This window comes from Rhodococcus sp. MT28 (genome assembly GCF_058792695.1).
Genome location: NZ_JBXAFD010000030.1, coordinates 1 through 18,155 on the forward strand (window position 1 = coordinate 1; position 18,155 = coordinate 18,155).

Annotated in this window: 15 protein-coding genes and 1 pseudogene; 8 read left to right on the forward strand and 8 right to left on the reverse strand. The window is 61.5% G+C overall.

Annotated elements, in window-relative coordinates:
* Nucleotides 1-457: 457 nt before the first annotated feature.
* The 4 genes from AC1Q6C_RS32420 to AC1Q6C_RS32435 are packed head-to-tail and all read right to left on the reverse strand — an operon-like array spanning nucleotide 458 to nucleotide 5,218.
* Nucleotides 458-1,213, reverse strand: coding sequence for a glucose 1-dehydrogenase (locus AC1Q6C_RS32420; protein ID WP_075836521.1), 756 nt, complete (start codon nucleotides 1,211-1,213; stop codon nucleotides 458-460).
* Nucleotides 1,210-2,592, reverse strand: coding sequence for an NAD-dependent succinate-semialdehyde dehydrogenase (locus AC1Q6C_RS32425; protein WP_075836522.1), 1,383 nt, complete (start codon nucleotides 2,590-2,592; stop codon nucleotides 1,210-1,212). The genes AC1Q6C_RS32420 and AC1Q6C_RS32425 overlap by 4 nt, the downstream gene beginning before the upstream one ends.
* A gap of 31 nt (nucleotides 2,593-2,623) precedes the next feature.
* A complete protein-coding gene (locus tag AC1Q6C_RS32430; protein ID WP_075836523.1) occupies nucleotides 2,624-4,249 on the reverse strand; it encodes a flavin-containing monooxygenase in 1,626 nt (541 codons plus the stop codon).
* A gap of 36 nt (nucleotides 4,250-4,285) precedes the next feature.
* Nucleotides 4,286-5,218 (reverse strand): alpha/beta hydrolase, encoded by a 933-nt coding sequence (locus tag AC1Q6C_RS32435; RefSeq protein ID WP_075836524.1) that lies wholly within the window; start codon nucleotides 5,216-5,218, stop codon nucleotides 4,286-4,288.
* 224 nt (nucleotides 5,219-5,442) lie between these two features.
* Between AC1Q6C_RS32435 and AC1Q6C_RS32440 the strand changes: the two genes are divergently transcribed.
* Nucleotides 5,443-6,507 carry an alcohol dehydrogenase gene (locus AC1Q6C_RS32440; protein ID WP_075836525.1) on the forward strand — a complete coding sequence of 355 codons (1,065 nt, stop codon included), beginning with the start codon at nucleotides 5,443-5,445 and terminating at the stop codon, nucleotides 6,505-6,507.
* Between the two features lie 4 nt (nucleotides 6,508-6,511).
* The gene (locus AC1Q6C_RS32445) at nucleotides 6,512-7,729 is read left to right on the forward strand and encodes a helix-turn-helix domain-containing protein (protein ID WP_075836526.1); all 1,218 of its coding nucleotides are present in this window, start codon (nucleotides 6,512-6,514) and stop codon (nucleotides 7,727-7,729) included.
* 177 nt (nucleotides 7,730-7,906) lie between these two features.
* Here AC1Q6C_RS32445 and AC1Q6C_RS32450 read toward each other — a convergent pair whose 3' ends face one another.
* The gene (locus tag AC1Q6C_RS32450; protein WP_075836528.1) at nucleotides 7,907-8,797 is read right to left on the reverse strand and encodes a LysR family transcriptional regulator; all 891 of its coding nucleotides are present in this window, start codon (nucleotides 8,795-8,797) and stop codon (nucleotides 7,907-7,909) included.
* An 88-nt stretch (nucleotides 8,798-8,885) separates the two neighbouring features.
* Here AC1Q6C_RS32450 and AC1Q6C_RS32455 point away from each other — a divergent pair, with 88 nt between their 5' ends.
* The 5 genes from AC1Q6C_RS32455 to AC1Q6C_RS32475 are packed head-to-tail and all read left to right on the forward strand — an operon-like array spanning nucleotide 8,886 to nucleotide 13,791.
* Nucleotides 8,886-10,064, forward strand: a complete 1,179-nt coding sequence (locus AC1Q6C_RS32455; protein ID WP_075836530.1) for an acyl-CoA dehydrogenase family protein — start codon at nucleotides 8,886-8,888, stop codon at nucleotides 10,062-10,064.
* Nucleotides 10,061-11,275 (forward strand): CaiB/BaiF CoA transferase family protein, encoded by a 1,215-nt coding sequence (locus AC1Q6C_RS32460; protein ID WP_075836532.1) that lies wholly within the window; start codon nucleotides 10,061-10,063, stop codon nucleotides 11,273-11,275. Before AC1Q6C_RS32455 ends, AC1Q6C_RS32460 begins: the two co-directional genes overlap by 4 nt.
* Nucleotides 11,276-11,313: 38 nt before the next feature.
* The gene (fabG, locus tag AC1Q6C_RS32465) at nucleotides 11,314-12,042 is read left to right on the forward strand and encodes a 3-oxoacyl-ACP reductase FabG (protein ID WP_075836534.1); all 729 of its coding nucleotides are present in this window, start codon (nucleotides 11,314-11,316) and stop codon (nucleotides 12,040-12,042) included.
* Between the two features lie 51 nt (nucleotides 12,043-12,093).
* Entirely contained in the window at nucleotides 12,094-13,305 is a 1,212-nt protein-coding gene (locus AC1Q6C_RS32470) for an acetyl-CoA C-acetyltransferase (RefSeq protein ID WP_075836536.1), read from the forward strand.
* 24 nt (nucleotides 13,306-13,329) lie between these two features.
* A complete protein-coding gene (locus AC1Q6C_RS32475; RefSeq protein WP_075836538.1) occupies nucleotides 13,330-13,791 on the forward strand; it encodes a MaoC family dehydratase in 462 nt (153 codons plus the stop codon).
* 157 nt (nucleotides 13,792-13,948) lie between these two features.
* Here AC1Q6C_RS32475 and AC1Q6C_RS32480 read toward each other — a convergent pair whose 3' ends face one another.
* The 3 genes and pseudogenes from AC1Q6C_RS32480 to AC1Q6C_RS32490 form a co-directional block, all read right to left on the reverse strand.
* A complete protein-coding gene (locus tag AC1Q6C_RS32480; RefSeq protein ID WP_223304707.1) occupies nucleotides 13,949-16,282 on the reverse strand; it encodes a tyrosine-type recombinase/integrase in 2,334 nt (777 codons plus the stop codon).
* Entirely contained in the window at nucleotides 16,279-17,334 is a 1,056-nt protein-coding gene (locus tag AC1Q6C_RS32485) for a tyrosine-type recombinase/integrase (RefSeq protein WP_075836540.1), read from the reverse strand. The genes AC1Q6C_RS32480 and AC1Q6C_RS32485 overlap by 4 nt, the downstream gene beginning before the upstream one ends.
* An 82-nt stretch (nucleotides 17,335-17,416) precedes the next feature.
* Nucleotides 17,417-17,899: pseudogene (locus tag AC1Q6C_RS32490) on the reverse strand (transposase); the annotation flags it as partial.
* Here AC1Q6C_RS32490 and AC1Q6C_RS32495 point away from each other — a divergent pair.
* Nucleotides 17,849-18,155, forward strand: a 307-nt coding sequence (locus AC1Q6C_RS32495) for a hypothetical protein (RefSeq protein WP_492667080.1), incomplete at its 3' end; no start/stop codon positions are given. The pseudogene AC1Q6C_RS32490 and the gene AC1Q6C_RS32495 overlap by 51 nt on opposite strands.

Genomic DNA, 18,155 nt, shown 5'->3' on the forward strand with positions numbered 1-18,155 from the left:
GGGTGCCGGCGGGCCGGAGTCGGGCGAGGGGTCCTGAGTCAGCGGCCGTCGATGGTCTGCTGGAGCACGGCCGCATATTGGGCTTGAACTGCGGTAGTGGCATGTCCCCGTGGTTGGTTTCTCCTTGGGGCGTAACGGGTTTGACGCGTGTCCGCACCCCCGCCACTGCACTCGGCGGGGCGGCAGGAACTACAGCGGTTTGGCAGGTCGTTTTTGACTGGCTGGATGAGGTGAGCAGGTCGTCGGCACCATGCGGTCCCTCATGTGTTTCAACAGCCGGACGGGCATCGCCTTTCCGTCGATATCGTGCGGTGGCCGAAGTCGAAATTGCCTGGTATGTGGTGTGTTTCGAGTTGCAGGATGCACTGGTAGTTGGCTGGCCGCTTGTCCTTACAGTGCCCCGCGCCTCGGCTGATGCCACCCGAGGCGCGGTGCACTGAATTAAGCTGAAGCTGCCCTATTGAGCGATGTAGCCGCCGTCGACTACGACTTCGGACCCGGTCATGAACGAGGACTCATCCGAGGCAAGAAACAGTACCACCGTGGATACCTCCTCCGGCTGGGCCGCACGACCCAGGATGGTGGTGCCCAAGAGAGCCTTCTTCCCTTCGGGATCGGCCAGGATATCGTTTGTCATCGCCGTCGCAATCACTCCTGGGTGCACCGAGTTCACTCGAATCCCGAACTCTTGCAGGTCCACTGCAGCGGCTTTCGTCAGAGTCCGCACTGCACCCTTCGATGCCTCGTAGGCGGCTGCATTTGGGGCGCCGATGATCCCGTACATGGACGAGATGTTGACGATCGACGGCGCCTTCGACTCCTTCATCGCAGGGATGATCGTCTTGCAGCCCAGGTACGTGCCCTTGGCATTGACCGCGAAGATGCGGTCCCACACGTCTTCCTCCGTGTCCTGCAGTGACGTGAAAGCGAGGATGCCCGCATTGTTCACCAGGATGTCGACGCGGCCGTGGGACTGGACGGCATGGTCGACGACAACCTTCCAACCTGCCGAACTCGAGACGTCGTGCTGCACGAAAGACGCAGTACCGCCGTCCTTCTCGATCAGCTTGACGGTCTCCTTGCCGCCTTCGACGTCGATATCGGTGACGACAACGGCGGCACCCTCTTCCGCTAACAGCTGGGCGTGCGCGCGCCCCATACCTGTGGCGCCACCGGTCACGACGGCAATTTTGCCTTCAACACGCTTGGTCATTTCATTCCCTTCGGATTTCGCACCAACTTTTTGTTGGCGAATTCGTTCAAGCCGAACTTGGCGAGCTCGCGACCGAACCCCGATCCCTTGACACCGCCGAACGGTAGGTCCGGGGCCGTCTTGCTGGTGCCGTTGATCCAGACCATTCCGGTTTCGAGTTCCTCGGCCACTCGGCCGGCCTTGTCCGGATCCGAGGTGAACACACTGGATGAGAGGCCGAACGGGGAGTCGTTGGCCAGGTCGATCGCCTCATCTAGAGACCGGGTGCGGTAGAGGACCGCTACCGGGCCGAACAGCTCTTCGCGGAATGCACGCATCTCGCGTGTAACTCCAGCCAGCACGGTGGGCGGGTAGTAGGCGCCGACCCCTTCCGGTCGGTTGCCACCCAAGAGAGCCTCGGCCCCGCGGGAGAGTGCGTCCTGGACAAGCTCGTCGACTTCCTCGACTCCCGCGTGCGACGCGAGTGGCCCGAGCTTTGTCTCGGGGCTGGTCGGGTCGTCGGGTAGCCAGCCAGCCATCCCGTCGACGAACTTCGTTACGAATTCGTCGTACACGCTGTCGTCGACGAGAAACCGCTTCGACGCAGTGCACGCCTGTCCGCCGTTTCCGAGCCGACCGACGACGGCGGCGGCAGCAGCGATGTCTATGTCGGCATCTTCCAATACGATGAAGGGGTCCGAACCGCCCAGTTCAAGTACGCATTTCTTCAGGTGCCGGCCCGCTACCTCAGCGACGGCCGACCCTGCCTTCTCCGATCCGGTCAGTGACACACCTTGGACTCGCTGATCCGCTACAGCCGCAGCGACCTGGGCTGAGGAGACGAAGGCATTGCGATATACGTCGGTCGGCAGCCCGGCTTCGAGGAAGACTCGCTCGATGGCCAGGGCGGACTGCGGGCAGTTGCGCGCATGTTTGAGGATGATCGTGTTGCCCAGTGCGATGTTGGGAGCAGCGAAGCGTGCCACCTGGTAATAGGGGTAGTTCCACGGCATGACTCCGACGAGCGGTCCGATCGGCTCGGTCCGCACGACCGCCGTCCCGCTACCGGCGATGTCGAGGGTCTCATCCTGCATGAATTCTGCGGCGTGGTCTGCGTAATACTGATAGATCGAGGCAACCAGCTCCACCTCGCCTTGTGCTTGTGCGATCGGTTTGCCCATCTCCAAAGTGAGCAGCTTGGCCAGTTCGTGGGATTGTTCTCGATAGAGTTCGGCGACCCTGCCAAGCGCAAGGCTTCTTTGTTCGAGATCTGTTGCGCGCCAACTCCTGTAGGCGTTTGCGCTGCTGCCGATGAGGACGTCCAACTCGTCGTCCGATATTTCCGGATACCGCGCGAATTCCTGACCGTTGGCAGGGTCGATGGTGGTGTACACACCCATGGTCGTCTCCTGTTTTCGTATCGATCGGGAGTCAGGCGTCGACGGTGTCGGCCGTCTTCAGAGCAAAGCCCTGATAGCCCCCCTCGGTGACGTCTGCCAGGACGGCGCGGTAGTTGCCGAGCCCGCCAAGGTAGAACAGCACGCTGGGCTTCTTTCCTGGAACATTGGCCCCGAAGATCCATGAATCAACCTTGGTGAAGACGGTCATGTTCGCGATGTCCGTGCAGGTCGCGGTCCATGCGGATTCCGCCTCCGGTGTGGGTTCGATCGCCCGCACACCTGTCCGCTCGACGTAACCTATGGTGTCGCTGATCCACTCGACCTGAGTTTCGATGCTTGGAGGAAGGTTCGTGAACGGTCCGTTGGGGCCGAGCACCATGAACCAGTTGGGGAAGTTCGCGGTGGCAATCCCCAGGTAGCTGGTGGGTTGGCCGTCCCAATGGTCGTTGATGTTCAGGCCACCGCGACCGGAAATGGTCATGCGGCGGTAGTTCCCGTCGACGGCGTCGAAGCCGGTGGCGAAGACCAGGACGTCCAATTTGTGCAGGACGCCGTCCTCGGTCACCACGCCCTTGGCTGTGATCTCACGAATGGGGTTTTCCTTGATGGCGACCGCCTCGACGTTCGGGCGGTTGAAGACCTGGAAGTACCCGTCGTCGCACAACGGTCGTCTCGCGAATAGTCCGGTGGGCGTCAGTTTGCGGGCAGTCTCCGGGTCTTCGATCATGGCGGTGATCTTCGAGCGAATGAACGATGCTGCAGTTTCGTTGGCTTCTTCGTCGGTAGCGATGTCACCGAAGGTTCCGAACATGAATCGGAAACCGCCGCCCTGCTCCCATGCCTCTTCGTAGACCCTGAGGCGTTCTTCCGCGGACACGCTCATGGCCGGAACAGTAGATTCCTCGAAGCCGAATGCCACCGAGGATCTTTTGACCTGAGTCCAGATGTTCTCGTAGTCGGCTTTGACTGCGTCGATCTGCTCGTCGGTCACCGCGCGCTTGCCGACCGGCACCGAGTACTGGGGAGTTCGCACGAATACAGTGAGGTGTTCGACCGTTGGCGCCAGGGCCGTGATGACCTGTTGCCCAGTAGATCCGGTACCGATCACGCCGACGCGGCGGCCGGTGAGATCCTTGCCCTCGGGCCACGCTGCGGTGTGGATGGTCTCGCCTTCGAATGTCTCGAGACCGGGCAGATCCGGTCGATTGATGGCGGAGAGGAGCCCGACAGCATTGACGACGTAGGTAGCGCGGTAGATCTCGCCTGTGTCGGTGGTGACTTCCCACAGTTGTTCGTCTTCGAGATACACCGCAGATTCGACGGCAGTGCCGAAGTGGAAGTGCCGGCGTAGGTCGAACCGGGAAACGACATCCTCAAGGTATTCGAGAATCTCGGGTTGAGTGGTGTAGGTGTGCTTCCAGGTACCGTCCTGAAGCAGGTCACGGTCGAATGAGAACCGGTAGACGTGGCTTTCGGTGTCGGACAGTGCACCCGGGTAGCGGTTCCAGTACCACGTGCCGCCCGGGCCGTCTGCCTTGTCGAAGCCGACCGTCGTGAGGCCGAGCTCGTTGGCCAGTTTGTGGACGGCGTAGATCCCGCCGAATCCGGCGCCGATGACGATGGCATCGACAGTGGTCAGGGCCTTTTGTGTAGTCATGGTTTGAAGTCCTTGGTCGTTACGAGGAATGAAAGTTCAGGCGTGGTACCAGGCGGATAGCTGCGCAAATTCCTCGGCAACAAGCGGGGAACGGCCGGCCAGAAACGGGTAGACATGCTGCTGCCCTTCCCCGATCGAAAGGGTGACATCGACACCGGCAGCTTCGGCGCGTTCGGCCACTCGGGTGGCATTGTCGAGGAGTGATTCAACGCTGCCAGCCGTGAGATACAGCCGTGGGAAGCCTGCGAAGTCGGCGTGCAGCGGGTTCGCGAGTGGAGTGGTCGGGTCGACGGTGCCTCCGAGAACGCCGGAGATCATGCCTTCCAACAACTCTGGTGTGATCAGCGCATCGGTGTCGTTGTTGGTGACCAGAGTCTGGCCTTTGTTCTCCATGTCCAGCCAGGGGGAGAAGGCAATGACACTGCCAGGGCCACTTTTGCCTTGGTCGGCGAGGGCCAGAGCGATGGCGATAGCCAGGTTCCCGCCTGCCGAATCACCGATGGTGGTGATATCACGAGCGGTGATGCCGGAAGCCACGAGCGCGTCGAACGCTGCGACACCGTCCTCGATCTGCGCGGGATGTGTGTGTTCCGGGGCGCGCCGGTAGTCGAGCACGAGACTGGCCGATCCGAGCGCTTTAGCGACGTGGCCAGCAAGTTTGCGGTGGCTCGATGCGGAGCCGACGGCGAAACCTCCACCGTGGGTGTAGAGCAGAACTTTCGACCGATCTGCTCCTTCGGGCAAGCACCAGATGCCGGGGACGCCGCCGACAGTGTCTTCGCGGTAAGTCACCCCTTCGGGTTCTACGGTCGGTTGGTGCCACTCGTCGAAGATCGAACGTAGTAGACGGATCGTCAGATCCGGTGTGCTCGACATGATCTCAGACCAATCGGCATAGAGTTCTCGCAGTACGTCATCGGTGCTGTCATCATGTGTGGCGTTCGAATCGCTGGCAACGGCGGTGCTCATGGGTTCTCCTGGGCTCGTCACGGCGAAAAGGAAATCGGCCGCGGTCTGATATGTCGGGCGTGCCACACACTGGAAGTTTTGTGACGGGCAGCACTCCCTTCTAGAACCAACGTAGGAGCACAATGCACGACACCTGTGTTCCGTTATGAAACAGTCGGCAGTCAGGATGCGTGGTCATGATGAGGACACCGCCACATTCCTTCCACCCGAAGAGGTGCTTGTTCATGCGCGCATATGCAGTGTTTCCCGACGATACGACGATCCACGAAGTGGAGGTCCCCGTGCCGGCGCCTGAAGGGAGCAGCGTTCTTCTGCGGGTGCTGAGAGCCGGTGTGTGTCACACCGACACACACCTACGCGAGGGTGGCTATGACCTCGGCAGCAAAGGGATGATGAACATGAAAGACCGTGGCGTCGAATACCCCATGGTGCTCGGCCACGAAGTCGTCGGCATCGTAGAGCAGGTAGGCGAAGCCGTGGACACTGTACGCCCTGGTGATGTCCGCTTGATCTATCCGTGGATCGGATGCGGCGAATGCCGCCAGTGCCGATCAGGCCATGACAACAGTTGCGCCACAGGAAGAAACCTCGGTGTTGCCCGTCACGGCGGGTACGCCGAATACGTCCTCGTTCCCGACGCGAAATACCTCGTCGACATCGACGGACTGGATCCGAGTTGGGCTGCGACGCTTGCCTGTTCAGGATTGACGGCCCACAGTGCGGTCGACAGGATCCTTCCGCTCGAACCGGACGAGCCGGTCGTCGTTTTCGGTGCGGGCGGGCTAGGGCTGACAGCTATCGCGATCCTGCGTGCGCGAGGACATCGGGCGATCTGCGCGGTCGACCGCGCAGATCAGAACCTGTCCCTCGCTCGCGACATGGGCGCATCGGCCACCGTGCTCTCGGGTTCGGATACAACAGCGCGCGACGTTCGACGCGCTGTGGGAGGGCCGGCCGGGGCGGTCATCGACTTCGTCAACAATGGAGCCACCGCAACACTGGGGTTCGAGGTGTTGGCCAAGGCAGGAATCATGGTGCAGGTCGGACTCTTCGGCGGCGAATTCACCGTCCCCACGGCACTACTCGCTTTGCGCATGATTCGCCTCGAAGGCAGTTTCGTCGGAACGCTCGACCAACTGCGAGACCTCGTTCGGATCGCCCAAACGGGGCAGATCCCCACCATTCCGATAGCCGAGCGTGCCCTGTCGGCAGCGGAGGTCACCCGCGCATTGGATGAGCTCACGGCAGGTGGCGTTGCTGGACGCATCGTCCTTACTACTCCACACTAGAAAAGTGAGCGACCGCGCACACCGCGACGACGCCGTACGACGCGCGCGCGAGCAACTGATCACTCAGGGGCTCGTGCGGGCTTCGCTGCCTGCATCGCTTGTCGCGCACGAAATCGAGCAGAGTTGGCGCCGTTCGGTCTCGCTGAGCGTTGACCCGGCAGCAGGTCCTCACATAGTCGGCGAAATAGATCCCGACACAGCCATCCTGCGCGCTGCTGGTCGCATTCTCGACCAGTGGCAGACCAACCTGACCGATTCGCGGATGACCCTGTTTTTGGCCGACGAGGCAGGTCGCATAGTCTCACGCCGCATCGTCGACCCGCAGGACGAGCCCTCCCTGGACCGCGCCAACGCTGTCGAAGGTTTCGACTTCTCCGAGCAAGCCCTGGGCACCAACGGTTTGGGCACGCCGATCGAAGCACGCGGAGTAGTGTTCGTCCGCGGAACAGAACACTTCAACGACGCGCTTGCATCCCTGGCATGTGCCGGAACGCCTATCAAGCATCCGATCACGGGCAGAATCGTCGGATCGCTGTCCATCGCATCTCATGTCGATTCGGCCAGTCCCCTGATGGTGTCGATGGTCCGGCAAGCCGGGTACGAGATTTCCGAAGCCCTCGAACTCATGGCCGATTCGCGAGATCTCGAGCTGGCGCGCACATATCGCAACTTGCGCACCTCCAAGAATCCGGTACTGGTGATGAACTCAGGAACCGTGATGACCGACCTCCCGGCTCTCGCGCACTTCGACGCGGAAGCACACGCAGGGTTGTGGGACACCTTGCGCCGGTATCGGTGGGATGAGGACAGCATGCGTCTCGAGCTACCGACTCTCGGCACCGAGGCAACCGTCCGCCGATTAGGGCGAGCAGGGCAGGACGCGATCTTCGCGCTCGAATTCACTGATCCGAGCGATGCAGAGTCTGCGTCCGAGGATGCAGTGATGGGTCTGGATTGGCGACGACGCGACGATGCACCCTCGGCGTCGCCTGATCCGTTACCCGACCGCGACCACGGATCAACGGGCAATTTCACGGCGACGTCCACTCATGCCCGCGGATCGTCAACGCCGTCCCTGAGCCGCTACGAAGAAGCGGAGCGTGATGCAATCAACCGGGCATTGTCGGAAACGAATGGGAACAAGTCGTTGGCGGCGGGACTGTTAGGGATCGGCCGTACCACCCTGTACAGGAAGATGCGGGCGTTGAAGATTCGTAGCTGACCCCTCGGAACGTCATTGTTCGGTATCGACGATCCGCAGAATGCGCGATTTCCGCGCGACGATGCCTCTATCAGCGAGGAACCTGGCGGCAAGAGCTCTGGAACAGTGGCCAGCTGACCGTGTCCGGAAGCGATGGCGCTCGCCGCGCTCCTGAGACTGAAAACTCGGCATCTAGTCTCAGTGCTGCCGGAGACCGATGACGTATTGCAGGACCACTCGCAGCGCTGGGTTAGTACTGTCTCTCCGCCACGCTGCCCGCATGTCCACGTCTGCCGTCGAATCACATAGCGGCACGAAAACCACATGAGGGTCGGTGACGTTGTCCGCCACCGACGACAACGTCAGGTGACAGCCGACCTCGGCCGCCACCAGAGCCAGAGCGGTCTGGGTGTCCGGTGCGATCTGAACGACATCGGCGACGAACCCGCGGGCGACGGCGAGTCGGCGCAGCCGATCAGGAAGGACAGATCCTTCGTGGAACGGCAGTGAGATGAACTGCTCGTTCGCGAGTCGGTCGATATCGACCCGAGTCGCACCGGCCAACGTGTGTGTGTCGGCCACTGCCACGACCAGATGGTCGACTAGTACCACCTCGGACTCCACGCTCGCAGGAATGACATCCCACCTACCCAACGCTATGTCGGTGTCCCCGCTGAGCAGCCTCTTCATGGCTGGCTGAGCGAAGTTCTGGCTGGAAAGTTCCAACTCGATACCTGGATGCTCAGAGCGCACGATGCGGGCAAGCCGCGCGACCATGCGATGCGTCGAGACGCCGGCGAACGCGATTCGCACCAAACCACTCTCGCCGCCGGCGGCCGACTTGACTGCGTCTTCCGCGCTACGCAAACCTTCGAGGACTGCGCGTGCAGGTTCGATCAATGCCTGACCGCTGGCCGTCAATTTCACGGAACGGGTATTTCGATCGAACAGTCTTGCACCCAGATGCTTTTCGAGTTGTTTGATGGTGCGACTGAGGGGCGGCTGCGCCACATGCAGTCGGGCCGCGGCGCGACCGAAGTGAAGCTCCTCGGCGACGGCGAGGAACGCGCGAAGTTGTTCGACATCCATCCAGGGACTCCTTTATTGCATCTACGGTAATACACAAGTATCAATTAAGTATTGGACTGACAGTAATGGTGGGGTTGATAGTTCTCGTATGGAAACGCTGAACCCCGAAGTACCCGACGATGTCTTCTCCGACGTGCTGAAGCAGATTTCACACTTCGTGCGGTCGTGGGTGGTTCCGCGGGAACTCGAGATCATGAACACCGACGCAATACCTGCCGATATACGGACACAGTCTGCAGAGATGGGCTTGTTCGGTTTTTCGATACCCCAGAAGTGGGGCGGCTTGGGCCTCAACCTCATTCAGGATGTCGAGCTTGCCATGGAACTCGGCTACACCTCGCTGGCACTCCGCTCGATGTTCGGAACCAACAACGGTATCGCCGGGCAGGTCCTCGTCGGGTTCGGAACCGAGGATCAGAAAGCGCAGTGGCTACCGGGCATGGCCGCCGGTGACATCGTCGCCTCGTTTGCGCTGACCGAGGACGGGGCAGGATCGAACCCCGCAGGGCTCAGGACGACCGCCAAGGCAGACGGCTCGGGCTGGATGATCAACGGCAACAAGCGATACATCACCAATGCGCCCATCGCCGACATGTTTGTCGTCTTCGCCAAGCTGGATCCGAAGCCGGAGAGCGGAAACGGTATCGCAGTCTTCCTTGTCCCGGCAGATACTGCCGGGATCGAGATCGGGGTCAAGGACGCCAAGATGGGCCAGCAAGGGTCGGGCACTGCGGACGTGACGTTCACCGACGTGAAGGTCGACGCCGAGTCACTGGTCGGCGGAAAGGGAGACATCGGATACAAGGCGGCGATGACCTCGCTGGCACGCGGACGTGTGCACATCGCGGCACTCGCTGTCGGCCAGGCGCAACGTGCGCTCGACGAGTCCGTCGCGCACGCAGCAGCATCGACTCAGGGTGGCGAACCAATCGGAAACTTCCAGCTAGTTCAGGCGATGATCGCCGACCAACGGATTGGGGTCATGGCGGGCCGGGCCATGGTCCGTGAGGCAGCGAGGGCCTGGGTCGAGGACACCGATCGGTGGATAGCTCCATCGGCCGTGAAACTGTTCTGCACCGAAATGGTCGGCAAGGTCGCTGATCTGGCTGTCCAAATCCATGGCGGGGCAGGGTATATGCGGGAGGTTCCGGTCGAGCGGATCTATCGTGACGTTCGGCTACTTCGCTTGTACGAGGGCACGAGCGAAATTCAGCGCCTGATCGTCGGAGGCGGATTGATTCGCGCGCAGCAGAAGCGCAGCAAGTGAACGCACCACTCGAGGGGTTCACCGTCGTGGCGATCGAACAGGCCGTCGCAGCACCCCTTGCAACCAGAAACCTCGCCGATCTTGGTGCCCGAGTGATCAAGATCGAACGGACCGACGGAGGTGATCTGGCACGTGGCTACGACCATGCAGTGCATGGAACGGGTGCGCACTTCGTGTGGCTCAACCGAGGCAAGGAATCCCTCGCCATTGATCTCAAATCAAACCGAGGTCGCAGTATCGTCCACCGGCTGATCGAGAACGCGGACGTTTTCGTACAAAATCTTGCCCCTGGTGCTTCAGAGCGACTCGGATTCGGCGCGAACGAATTACGCGCGACGAAGCCGAGTCTGGTCGTCGTCAACATGTCTGGATTCGGTAAGGGTGGGCCGATGCAGGATCGCAAGTCCTACGACATGCTGATCCAGGCCGAAGCGGGCTTGATTTCCATTACCGGAACACCGGACGAACCCGCCAAGACGGGAGTACCTACGGCCGACATCGCTACTGGCATGTATTGCGCTCAAGCAGTGCTTGCGGCATTGCTCAGGCGTGGGCGCACGGGTGCTGGTGCGACGATCGACATCTCGATGCTCGACTCGACGGTGGAGTGGTTGGGGCACGCGATGTACACACAGATGTACACCGGCGCGCAGCCTCCGCGGATGGGTGTCAGTCACAGCTCCATCGCCCCGTACGATGCATATCCGACCCAGGACGGACAGATACTGATCGGCGTCCAGAACGATCGCGGTTGGCAGACCCTCGTCACTGACGTACTAGGAATTCCGGAGATGGCCGAAGACCTGCGCTTCGCCACTAATGTTTTACGCGTCCAGAACCGCGCTGAATGCGATGCCGTCGTCGCCGCACGCACATCGTTGTTCACGACAACAGATCTCGACACGAAGTTGGCTGCCGCCGGCATCCCTGCGGCCCAGGTGAAACAGATGAGGCAAGTCATCGAGCATCCGCAGATCGTCGAACGCGACCGTTGGCGGACCGTCGGCACCGAACACTCGACCGCACGGGCTTTGCTGCCACCGGCGACGTTCGCTGACTTCGAGGCACGCATGGGCGACGTTCCCGCACTGGGGCAGCACACACGCTCGTTGTTGATCGAATCCGGGCAGGATCCGGACACGGTGGACACCATGCTGCGTGAAGGCGTCGCCGTGCAGGACCCTGCTTTCGACACCGACCTCGTTCGGTGATACGACTATCCCAATCACACTTCAGAACAGGACAATTCATGATTTCAGGGCGTACAGCGGTCATCACCGGCGGTGCCCAGGGCATCGGTCTCGCGATCGCGACACTGTTCGCCGAAAACGGGGCGAACATCGTGATCGGCGATCTCGACGAAACGAAAGCGAAAGAAGCCGCCGCCGCTCTACCTACGGACGCCGTCGGGGTGCGTTGCAACGTGACCTCCGCCGAAGACGTGCAAGCCTTGGTGGACAGTGCCGCTTCTTCGTTCGGGTCGATTGACATCATGGTCAACAATGCGGGGATCACCCGTGATGCAACCATGCGGAAGATGACCGAGGATCAGTTCGATCAGGTCATCGACGTGCACCTGAAAGGGTGTTGGAACGGCACGCGGATCGCGGCCGGCGTCATGCGCGAAAACGGCGGGGGATCGATCATCAATCTGTCCTCGATTTCAGCGAAGGTGGGCTTTATCGGCCAGAGCAACTACTCGGCCGCGAAAGCCGGAATCGTCGGCCTGTCCAAGGCAGCAGCGAAAGAAGTTGCGCACCTCGGTGTCCGAGTGAATGTGATTCAGCCGGGTTTGATCAAGACGGCGATGACCGAAGCGATGCCGCAGAAGGCATGGGATCAAAAGATGTCGGAAATCCCGATGCAGCGTGCCGGTGACCCCCGTGAGGTGGCGTCGGTCGCCCTGTTCTATGCCTCTGACCTGTCCTCGTACATGACCGGAACGGTCTCCGAGGTCACCGGCGGACGCTACATGTAGCGACCGCCGCCGGTCTCAATTGCTCGATCCACGCATCCAAGAAGGAAATTCATGCCAAACGCCGTCATCTGCGAACCGCTGCGCACACCAGTCGGACGCTTCGGGGGAGTATTCCGCGACGTCGCACCGCAGGAACTCGCTGCCATCGTGATCAAGGAACTGTGCGCCCGCACCGGACTGGACGGGACCGTGATCGACGACGTCATTCTCGGACAAGCGTCACCGAACGGAGAGTCACCGGCCATCGGACGCGTCGCAGCACTCGACACCGGCCTCGGGATCGAGGTACCCGGTCAGCAGGTCGACCGACGATGCGGCTCCGGCCTACAGGCTGTTCTGCAAGCGTGCATGCAAGTGCAGTCGGGTGGCAGCGATCTGGTCCTCGCCGGGGGAGTCGAAAGCATGAGTCAGGCCGAGTTCTATGCCACCGGCATGCGGTGGGGCGTTAAGGCCGAATCGGTAGTGTTGAGCGATCGATTGGCACGGGCCCGTGTCACCGCAGGCGGGACGAACTTCCCGGTGCTCGGCGGGATGATCGAAACCGCCGAGCACCTACGTGCAGAGTTCTCCATCAGCCGTGCAGATCAGGACGCACTCGCGGTGCAATCGCACCAGCGTGCGGTTACAGCACAGAAGAACGGCGTGTTCGCCGAAGAGATCGCGGTAGTGCCGATTCCGCAGCGGCGCGGCGAGCCACTTCTGGTCGACACCGACGAGCACCCGCGTGCCGACACCTCTGTCGAGGGTCTGGCCAAGCTCCGTCCGATAAGGTCGAAGATCGATCCGGACTCGACTGTCACCGCGGGCAACGCAAGTGGACAGAACGACGGAGCCGCCCTTGCCATCGTGACCACTCCGGGTCGGGCAGCCGAACTCGGTCTCCGGCCCCTGGCACGGTTGGTGAGTTGGGGACTGGCCGGTGTGCCTCCCCGGACCATGGGCATCGGACCCGTGCCGGCATCCGAGAAAGCGCTTAGTCGTGCGGGCTTGACGTTGGCCGACATGGATGTGATCGAGTTGAACGAAGCGTTCGCAGCGCAGACGCTGGCGGTGCTGCGTACCTGGGGAGTTGAACCCGACGATCAGCGACTGAACCCGCATGGTTCGGGTATTTCGCTGGGACACCCGGTGGGGGCAACGGGCGGCCGGATACTCGCGACGTTGCTTCGTGAGATGCGGCGGCGAGATGTGAGGTACGGCTTGGAGACTATGTGTATCGGCGGTGGACAGGGACTTGCTGCGGTGTTTGAAAACATCCACTGACACTGATAGAGGAACTCGATAAGCATGCGAACATTTAGGACACCCGAGGAACTACACGCCGCCGTCCGTGACGATCTGGGTACGAGCGACTGGAAGGCCATCACCCAGAACATGGTCGACCAATTCGCAGAAGCTACAGGCGACCACCAGTGGATTCACATCGATGTCGAACGCGCCACCGCGGAAAGTCCTTTCGGCGGTCCGATAGCGCACGGATACCTGAGTTTGGCCCTGTTGCCTACACTTGCAGCACAGATTTACACGATCGAAGGTGCCAAGCTGATCGTCAACTATGGATCGAACAAAGTAAGATTCGTCAACCCTGTACTAGTCGGTGCGCAGGTTCGTCTACGTTCAACATTGGCTTCTGTCGAGGAAGTACACGGCGGGGCACTTCAGATCCAGCTGGAGCATACCCTCGAAATCGAAGGTGCCAAGCGGCCAGCGCTGATCGCCGCAACGATTTCACGCATCGTGTTTCAATAGTGTTGACGACGGTTGAAAAGTGGTTCTGGCCCACTTTCCGTGATCGATTTTGAAAGTTTCAGCCGCTGAGGAGTATTCGTTTGCGAAGCAAGTCGAATCCAGCGCGCCCATACATTTGTCGTTTGAGCATCTTGATAGTTACGTGGAATCTGAATTGTCAAGGACATTCTCGTCTGCTCTGGTTGACGGAAACGATCGGAAGCAGGGTCGCGGTCGCCGGAACCTCGATTTCGCGTGGCGTCGTGCCGGTCGGCGTCGGGACGTCGAGCAGCCGGTCGAGGAGGTTGTCGAGGCCGCGCTGGCCGTCCTCGATGGCTGCGCGTTCGTCGTCGTTGAGTGGGATCGCGATGAGCATGCGTTGGAGGTTGTCCTTGGCTTCGAGCAGTTGCGCTTTGCTGGATGCCTTGGGGGCGTAGAAGTCACAGCGAGCGCACGCCATCCTGTGTGGGCATTGCTCGAAGAAGGTGTAGGTGCAATACCCGTGCCCGAGATCGTAGTACTGCCATGGTGTTTCATCTCCGACCGCGTTGGAGGTGACGGCGTCGCGGTCGATGAGGACCTCGATGGTGCGGACGTTGCGGGCGAAGTACCCGGCGTCGGTGTAGGCCCGAGTAAGCGTGCTGGGGCTGATTCTGGCGTAGTACTGGGTGGATTGGGGTGAGCGGTGGCCGAGCCAGGCTTGCAGCTCGAACAGAGTCATCGGTTCCTTGGCGTTGTAGAGCTGGCTAGCGATCGTGGACCGGGCTCGGTGGCTGGTGATGCTGCCTCGGACGTCGACGGCCGGGACACCTGCCTTGTGGCAGAGCATCGGGATGACCGTGTTATTGATGTAGGATAAGGAGACTCGGCGAGCGCGGAAGGCGAACAACAGGTCGACTCGCTCGCCTGTGCGGCGGTCGAGAAACTGCGGTTGGGTGGGGCGCATCGCCTGCCAGATGTCGAGGGCTTGGCCGAGAATCGGGTCGACCGGCTTGGTGAACGCGGTGCCGGTCTTGTGCGGCGGAACATCGAGCAGGCAGACCGCATCACGCACCAGGACTTGATCGGAGTCACCGGCGAGGGATTTGTCGTCGTGCTGCCAGCGAATGCAGCCGATCCGCAGGCGGGCGATCTCGTCACTGCGCTGTCCAGAGAACAACCAGGACAACGTGATTGCGCGGACCAGTTCGAGTGGATAGAAGTGGCCGGACCGCGTCTCAGGGAGATCGACCTGCGACAGATTCAGCCCTGCCCAAAGCAGTTTGGCCCAGATCTCGTCGGCGATCACGCGAGGGTTCGGGCCGAGCAGCGCGGTGATGCTGCGCGGAGTGGCCAGCGCCCGCCCAGGGTCGAAACGCCTTGGCAGCCATTCCCATTCCTGACAGTCGGCGAAGAACCTTCGGATCGCCGATAGGTGACCATCTTTGGTCGAGGCCTGCAGAGGCTTACCCACGCGCCCTTCGAGTCCGGTGGTGCGGTGCACGTAGTCCCCGACGTTCATCCGGTCGACCGCGGCGACCCAGGCCGCACACGTCTGCCGCGTCCAGGCAGCCGGATCGGCGGCATCGGGATGCTCGGCGGCGATCCAGCGGCCCACCTTGAGCAGACGTAACCGAACATTTCCGCGTGCTCGTGGCGTCAATGTCGAAGTCGCGTACCAGCGTTCGACCCACTGCTGCCAGGCCTGCGCACCACCAATCGCCCGAGCAGTGCCACGACCGGTGGTCGCGGGCGGCGGGTCACAGAACCCCAGAGCATTCACCGCCCGTTGCACGGCATGCACAGTGTTCAGCCGGGCCCCGCCGAGCAATTCGTCATGGCGGACACGATCGAACAGTTCGGTGCCGAGATCTTCCACGTGTGGGCTGCGGTTGAGCAGGAACAGCTGGCAGGTCACCATCGGCAGAAGTGTGTCGTCGCCGTGCCCGAGCCGATAGCCCCACTCGGCGAGCACTTTACGAACCCTGTCGATCTCACCGCTGACCCGGTCGCGACCAAAGATTCGCCACGACAGAGTGAGTCGTTGGAAGCTGCCGAGCTGGTGGAACTCGGTGAAGGAACCGAGCAGGTAGGCGTGCGCGGCGAGGTAGGGGCGGACCTCGTCGCCGGCCCAACTGGGCGCGTTCCGGCGGAACTCTGCCTGATCGCGGCCGAGTAGATGTATCCATTCTTCGGTGCTCCAACCCCAAAAGGTCTGCCCCACTTCGGCGCAACGCGTCAGCAGCACTGCGATTGCATCGGCCATAGCACGCCGCCGATGCGCAGTGGGCGGCGAATCCAGCCCTGCGTTGACCGCCTCCACCGGTCGCAGCAGTCGTCCGATCACACGCCAGCCCGGCGCGGTCGGATCGTGATACTGCAACCGTCGCAGATTGCGGATTCCGAGTTCACCGATGGCCCGCGACTCTTCCGCGCGGACCGCAATAGTGGTGTCGAACTTATGTCCGATAATCGATGAGCACCAACGAGATTCAGGATCCGTATCCACGTCGACCTTCAATATCGCGGTCACCGTTGTGTTCCTGCCGCCGCGAGCATCGCGATGCGTTGGGCGTGGATATGGTCCATGCTGCGGCCGTACTTGTCGGCAAGATCCCGGCCGGACAGGTGGATATATCGCAACGTCGAGTCAGTATGGCGATGCCCGGCGAATGTCGCGATCGTATGCAGCTCCCAACCCATCCGGGCCAGATCCGTCAGACACAGATGCCGAGTTGTGTGGGTGGAAAACCGCGGAACATCGGCGGCCAACGCAATCCTGCGCACCACCTTCGACCACGTCCACAAGCTCAATGGTTGCGCGTGATTACGGCGGGACTCAGACAGGAACAGCGGTCCACGTGCCCTGCTCAGACTCGCCCGGTGCACGAGATAGCCCGACAGCAGCACACCGGTCGCAGCCGAGTACGGCACAATCCGCTCGAGCCGGTTCTTCGTCGTCTCCGCCCGGATCCTCAGGGTGCGGTGGGCGGGGTCGAGATCGTCGGTACGCAGCGAGCACAGCTCCTCACGGCGCAGCGCTGCGTCGTAGGCCAGGGCGAGCATCACCCTGTTTCGGACCGGTTCCGCGGCGGCGACTTCGAGGATGTCCGCCCACTGCTGTTCGGTGGGAATCCACGGCAGTTTCGTCAAGCGGGGCACGAGCCCACGCTGGTGGCCACTGCTGCGTCGGCCGGGCGTATATCGGCCCCGACCAACAGGATTGGACTCGCGCAGCCCTTCCTCCATGAGGTAGTCGTAGAACAGTCGGACCGACACCAGTCGTTGCTGGATCGTGGCATTCGCCAGCCCGGATCCGGAGTCGATGGACACGACGTTCGGGCCTCGGAGGCTGGGACGTTCGGTCAGCTCCCGCACATAAATACCGATATGGGCGCGGGTGGCGGTGAGCGGATCGACACCCTCCCGCTCGCACACCTGCAGATACTCGGCAAGCCCCCGCGCGTAGGCGTCGATCGTTCGGGGTGCCCGCCCGAGATCGGTCCATAGCCGAAGCCAGTCGGTCGCCTGCGCATGCCGGCCCAGTACCGGCCACTTGTTCTCCAGTGTCACCGTGCCGCTCATATCGTCTCCTCAGTTCCGTGGTCAACCCCGAGGAGAACATGATCGTCCGCGTGGTCAGATTCCACAGAATGATTCGGTTCACGTGGCCTTCGACGGCGCCGGAACTATGCGGCAGGGTCAGCCCGTTTCGGACGGCTGCATGGTCGGTGTCGAGACCTCGGACGAAGCGATGCAAGTGCGGCAGATCATCTGCCGAGACGGCAGACGTCCACGAGTTCAATTGTTTGCCAAGGCGTTCGATGAGCATCTCCGCAAACGACTTGACATGGCCTGCAGTTGCTTCGAGATGTGGACAGCTGGCGAGAACCTGCTTGAGCCTGATCTGCTCGTCGTCGGTGAGGTTGTCGGGGTGACGCAGCATCCACGACGTGATCCGCCGCACCTTCGGCACTTTCGGTGTGGACGGTGGTGCTGCCCCTATTCTGCGAAACGGACGAAGGTAATCCCGGACGGAGCTGTAGCTGCCGCGATATCCCAATGCTCGAAGTTCTTCGTAAAGTACAGCAGCGGAGGCATGGCCGTCATTGAAACGCTCGTGAAGGTATTCGGCGAACTCGTCCAACATAGTTGGCCGGCCGGCCCGCGGCGCCCCCAACAATTCATCGACACTGCTTGCGTAGTAGAAACGGCGGACGGTCTCCCGTGCCAGTCCGAGTTGCCGTGCGATCGCATCGATTCCTATGCCTTCGTTCTTGAGAGTTGTGACCGCCTCGAATCGCTGTTTCGTGCGGGCGGCGAGTATCGAACTCTCCTGACGAGTCGGGTGTACCTGTTCGGCGGCCATACTCCGTTGCTCCGATGCGGTGCGTTCGATCGAAGGT

Bases quoted from the DNA above. Each gene is read 5' to 3' on its own strand.
- AC1Q6C_RS32485 (WP_075836540.1), bottom strand. From the start codon at position 17,334: ATGAGCGGCACGGTGACACTGGAGAACAAGTGGCCGGTACTGGGCCGG.
- fabG (WP_075836534.1), top strand. From the start codon at position 11,314: ATGATTTCAGGGCGTACAGCGGTCATCACCGGCGGTGCCCAGGGCATC.
- AC1Q6C_RS32425 (WP_075836522.1), bottom strand. From the start codon at position 2,592: ATGGGTGTGTACACCACCATCGACCCTGCCAACGGTCAGGAATTCGCG.
- AC1Q6C_RS32450 (WP_075836528.1), bottom strand. From the start codon at position 8,797: ATGGATGTCGAACAACTTCGCGCGTTCCTCGCCGTCGCCGAGGAGCTT.
- AC1Q6C_RS32470 (WP_075836536.1), top strand. From the start codon at position 12,094: ATGCCAAACGCCGTCATCTGCGAACCGCTGCGCACACCAGTCGGACGC.
- AC1Q6C_RS32420 (WP_075836521.1), bottom strand. From the start codon at position 1,213: ATGACCAAGCGTGTTGAAGGCAAAATTGCCGTCGTGACCGGTGGCGCC.
- AC1Q6C_RS32455 (WP_075836530.1), top strand. From the start codon at position 8,886: ATGGAAACGCTGAACCCCGAAGTACCCGACGATGTCTTCTCCGACGTG.
- AC1Q6C_RS32430 (WP_075836523.1), bottom strand. From the start codon at position 4,249: ATGACTACACAAAAGGCCCTGACCACTGTCGATGCCATCGTCATCGGC.
- AC1Q6C_RS32440 (WP_075836525.1), top strand. From the start codon at position 5,443: ATGCGCGCATATGCAGTGTTTCCCGACGATACGACGATCCACGAAGTG.
- AC1Q6C_RS32435 (WP_075836524.1), bottom strand. From the start codon at position 5,218: ATGAGCACCGCCGTTGCCAGCGATTCGAACGCCACACATGATGACAGC.
- AC1Q6C_RS32475 (WP_075836538.1), top strand. From the start codon at position 13,330: ATGCGAACATTTAGGACACCCGAGGAACTACACGCCGCCGTCCGTGAC.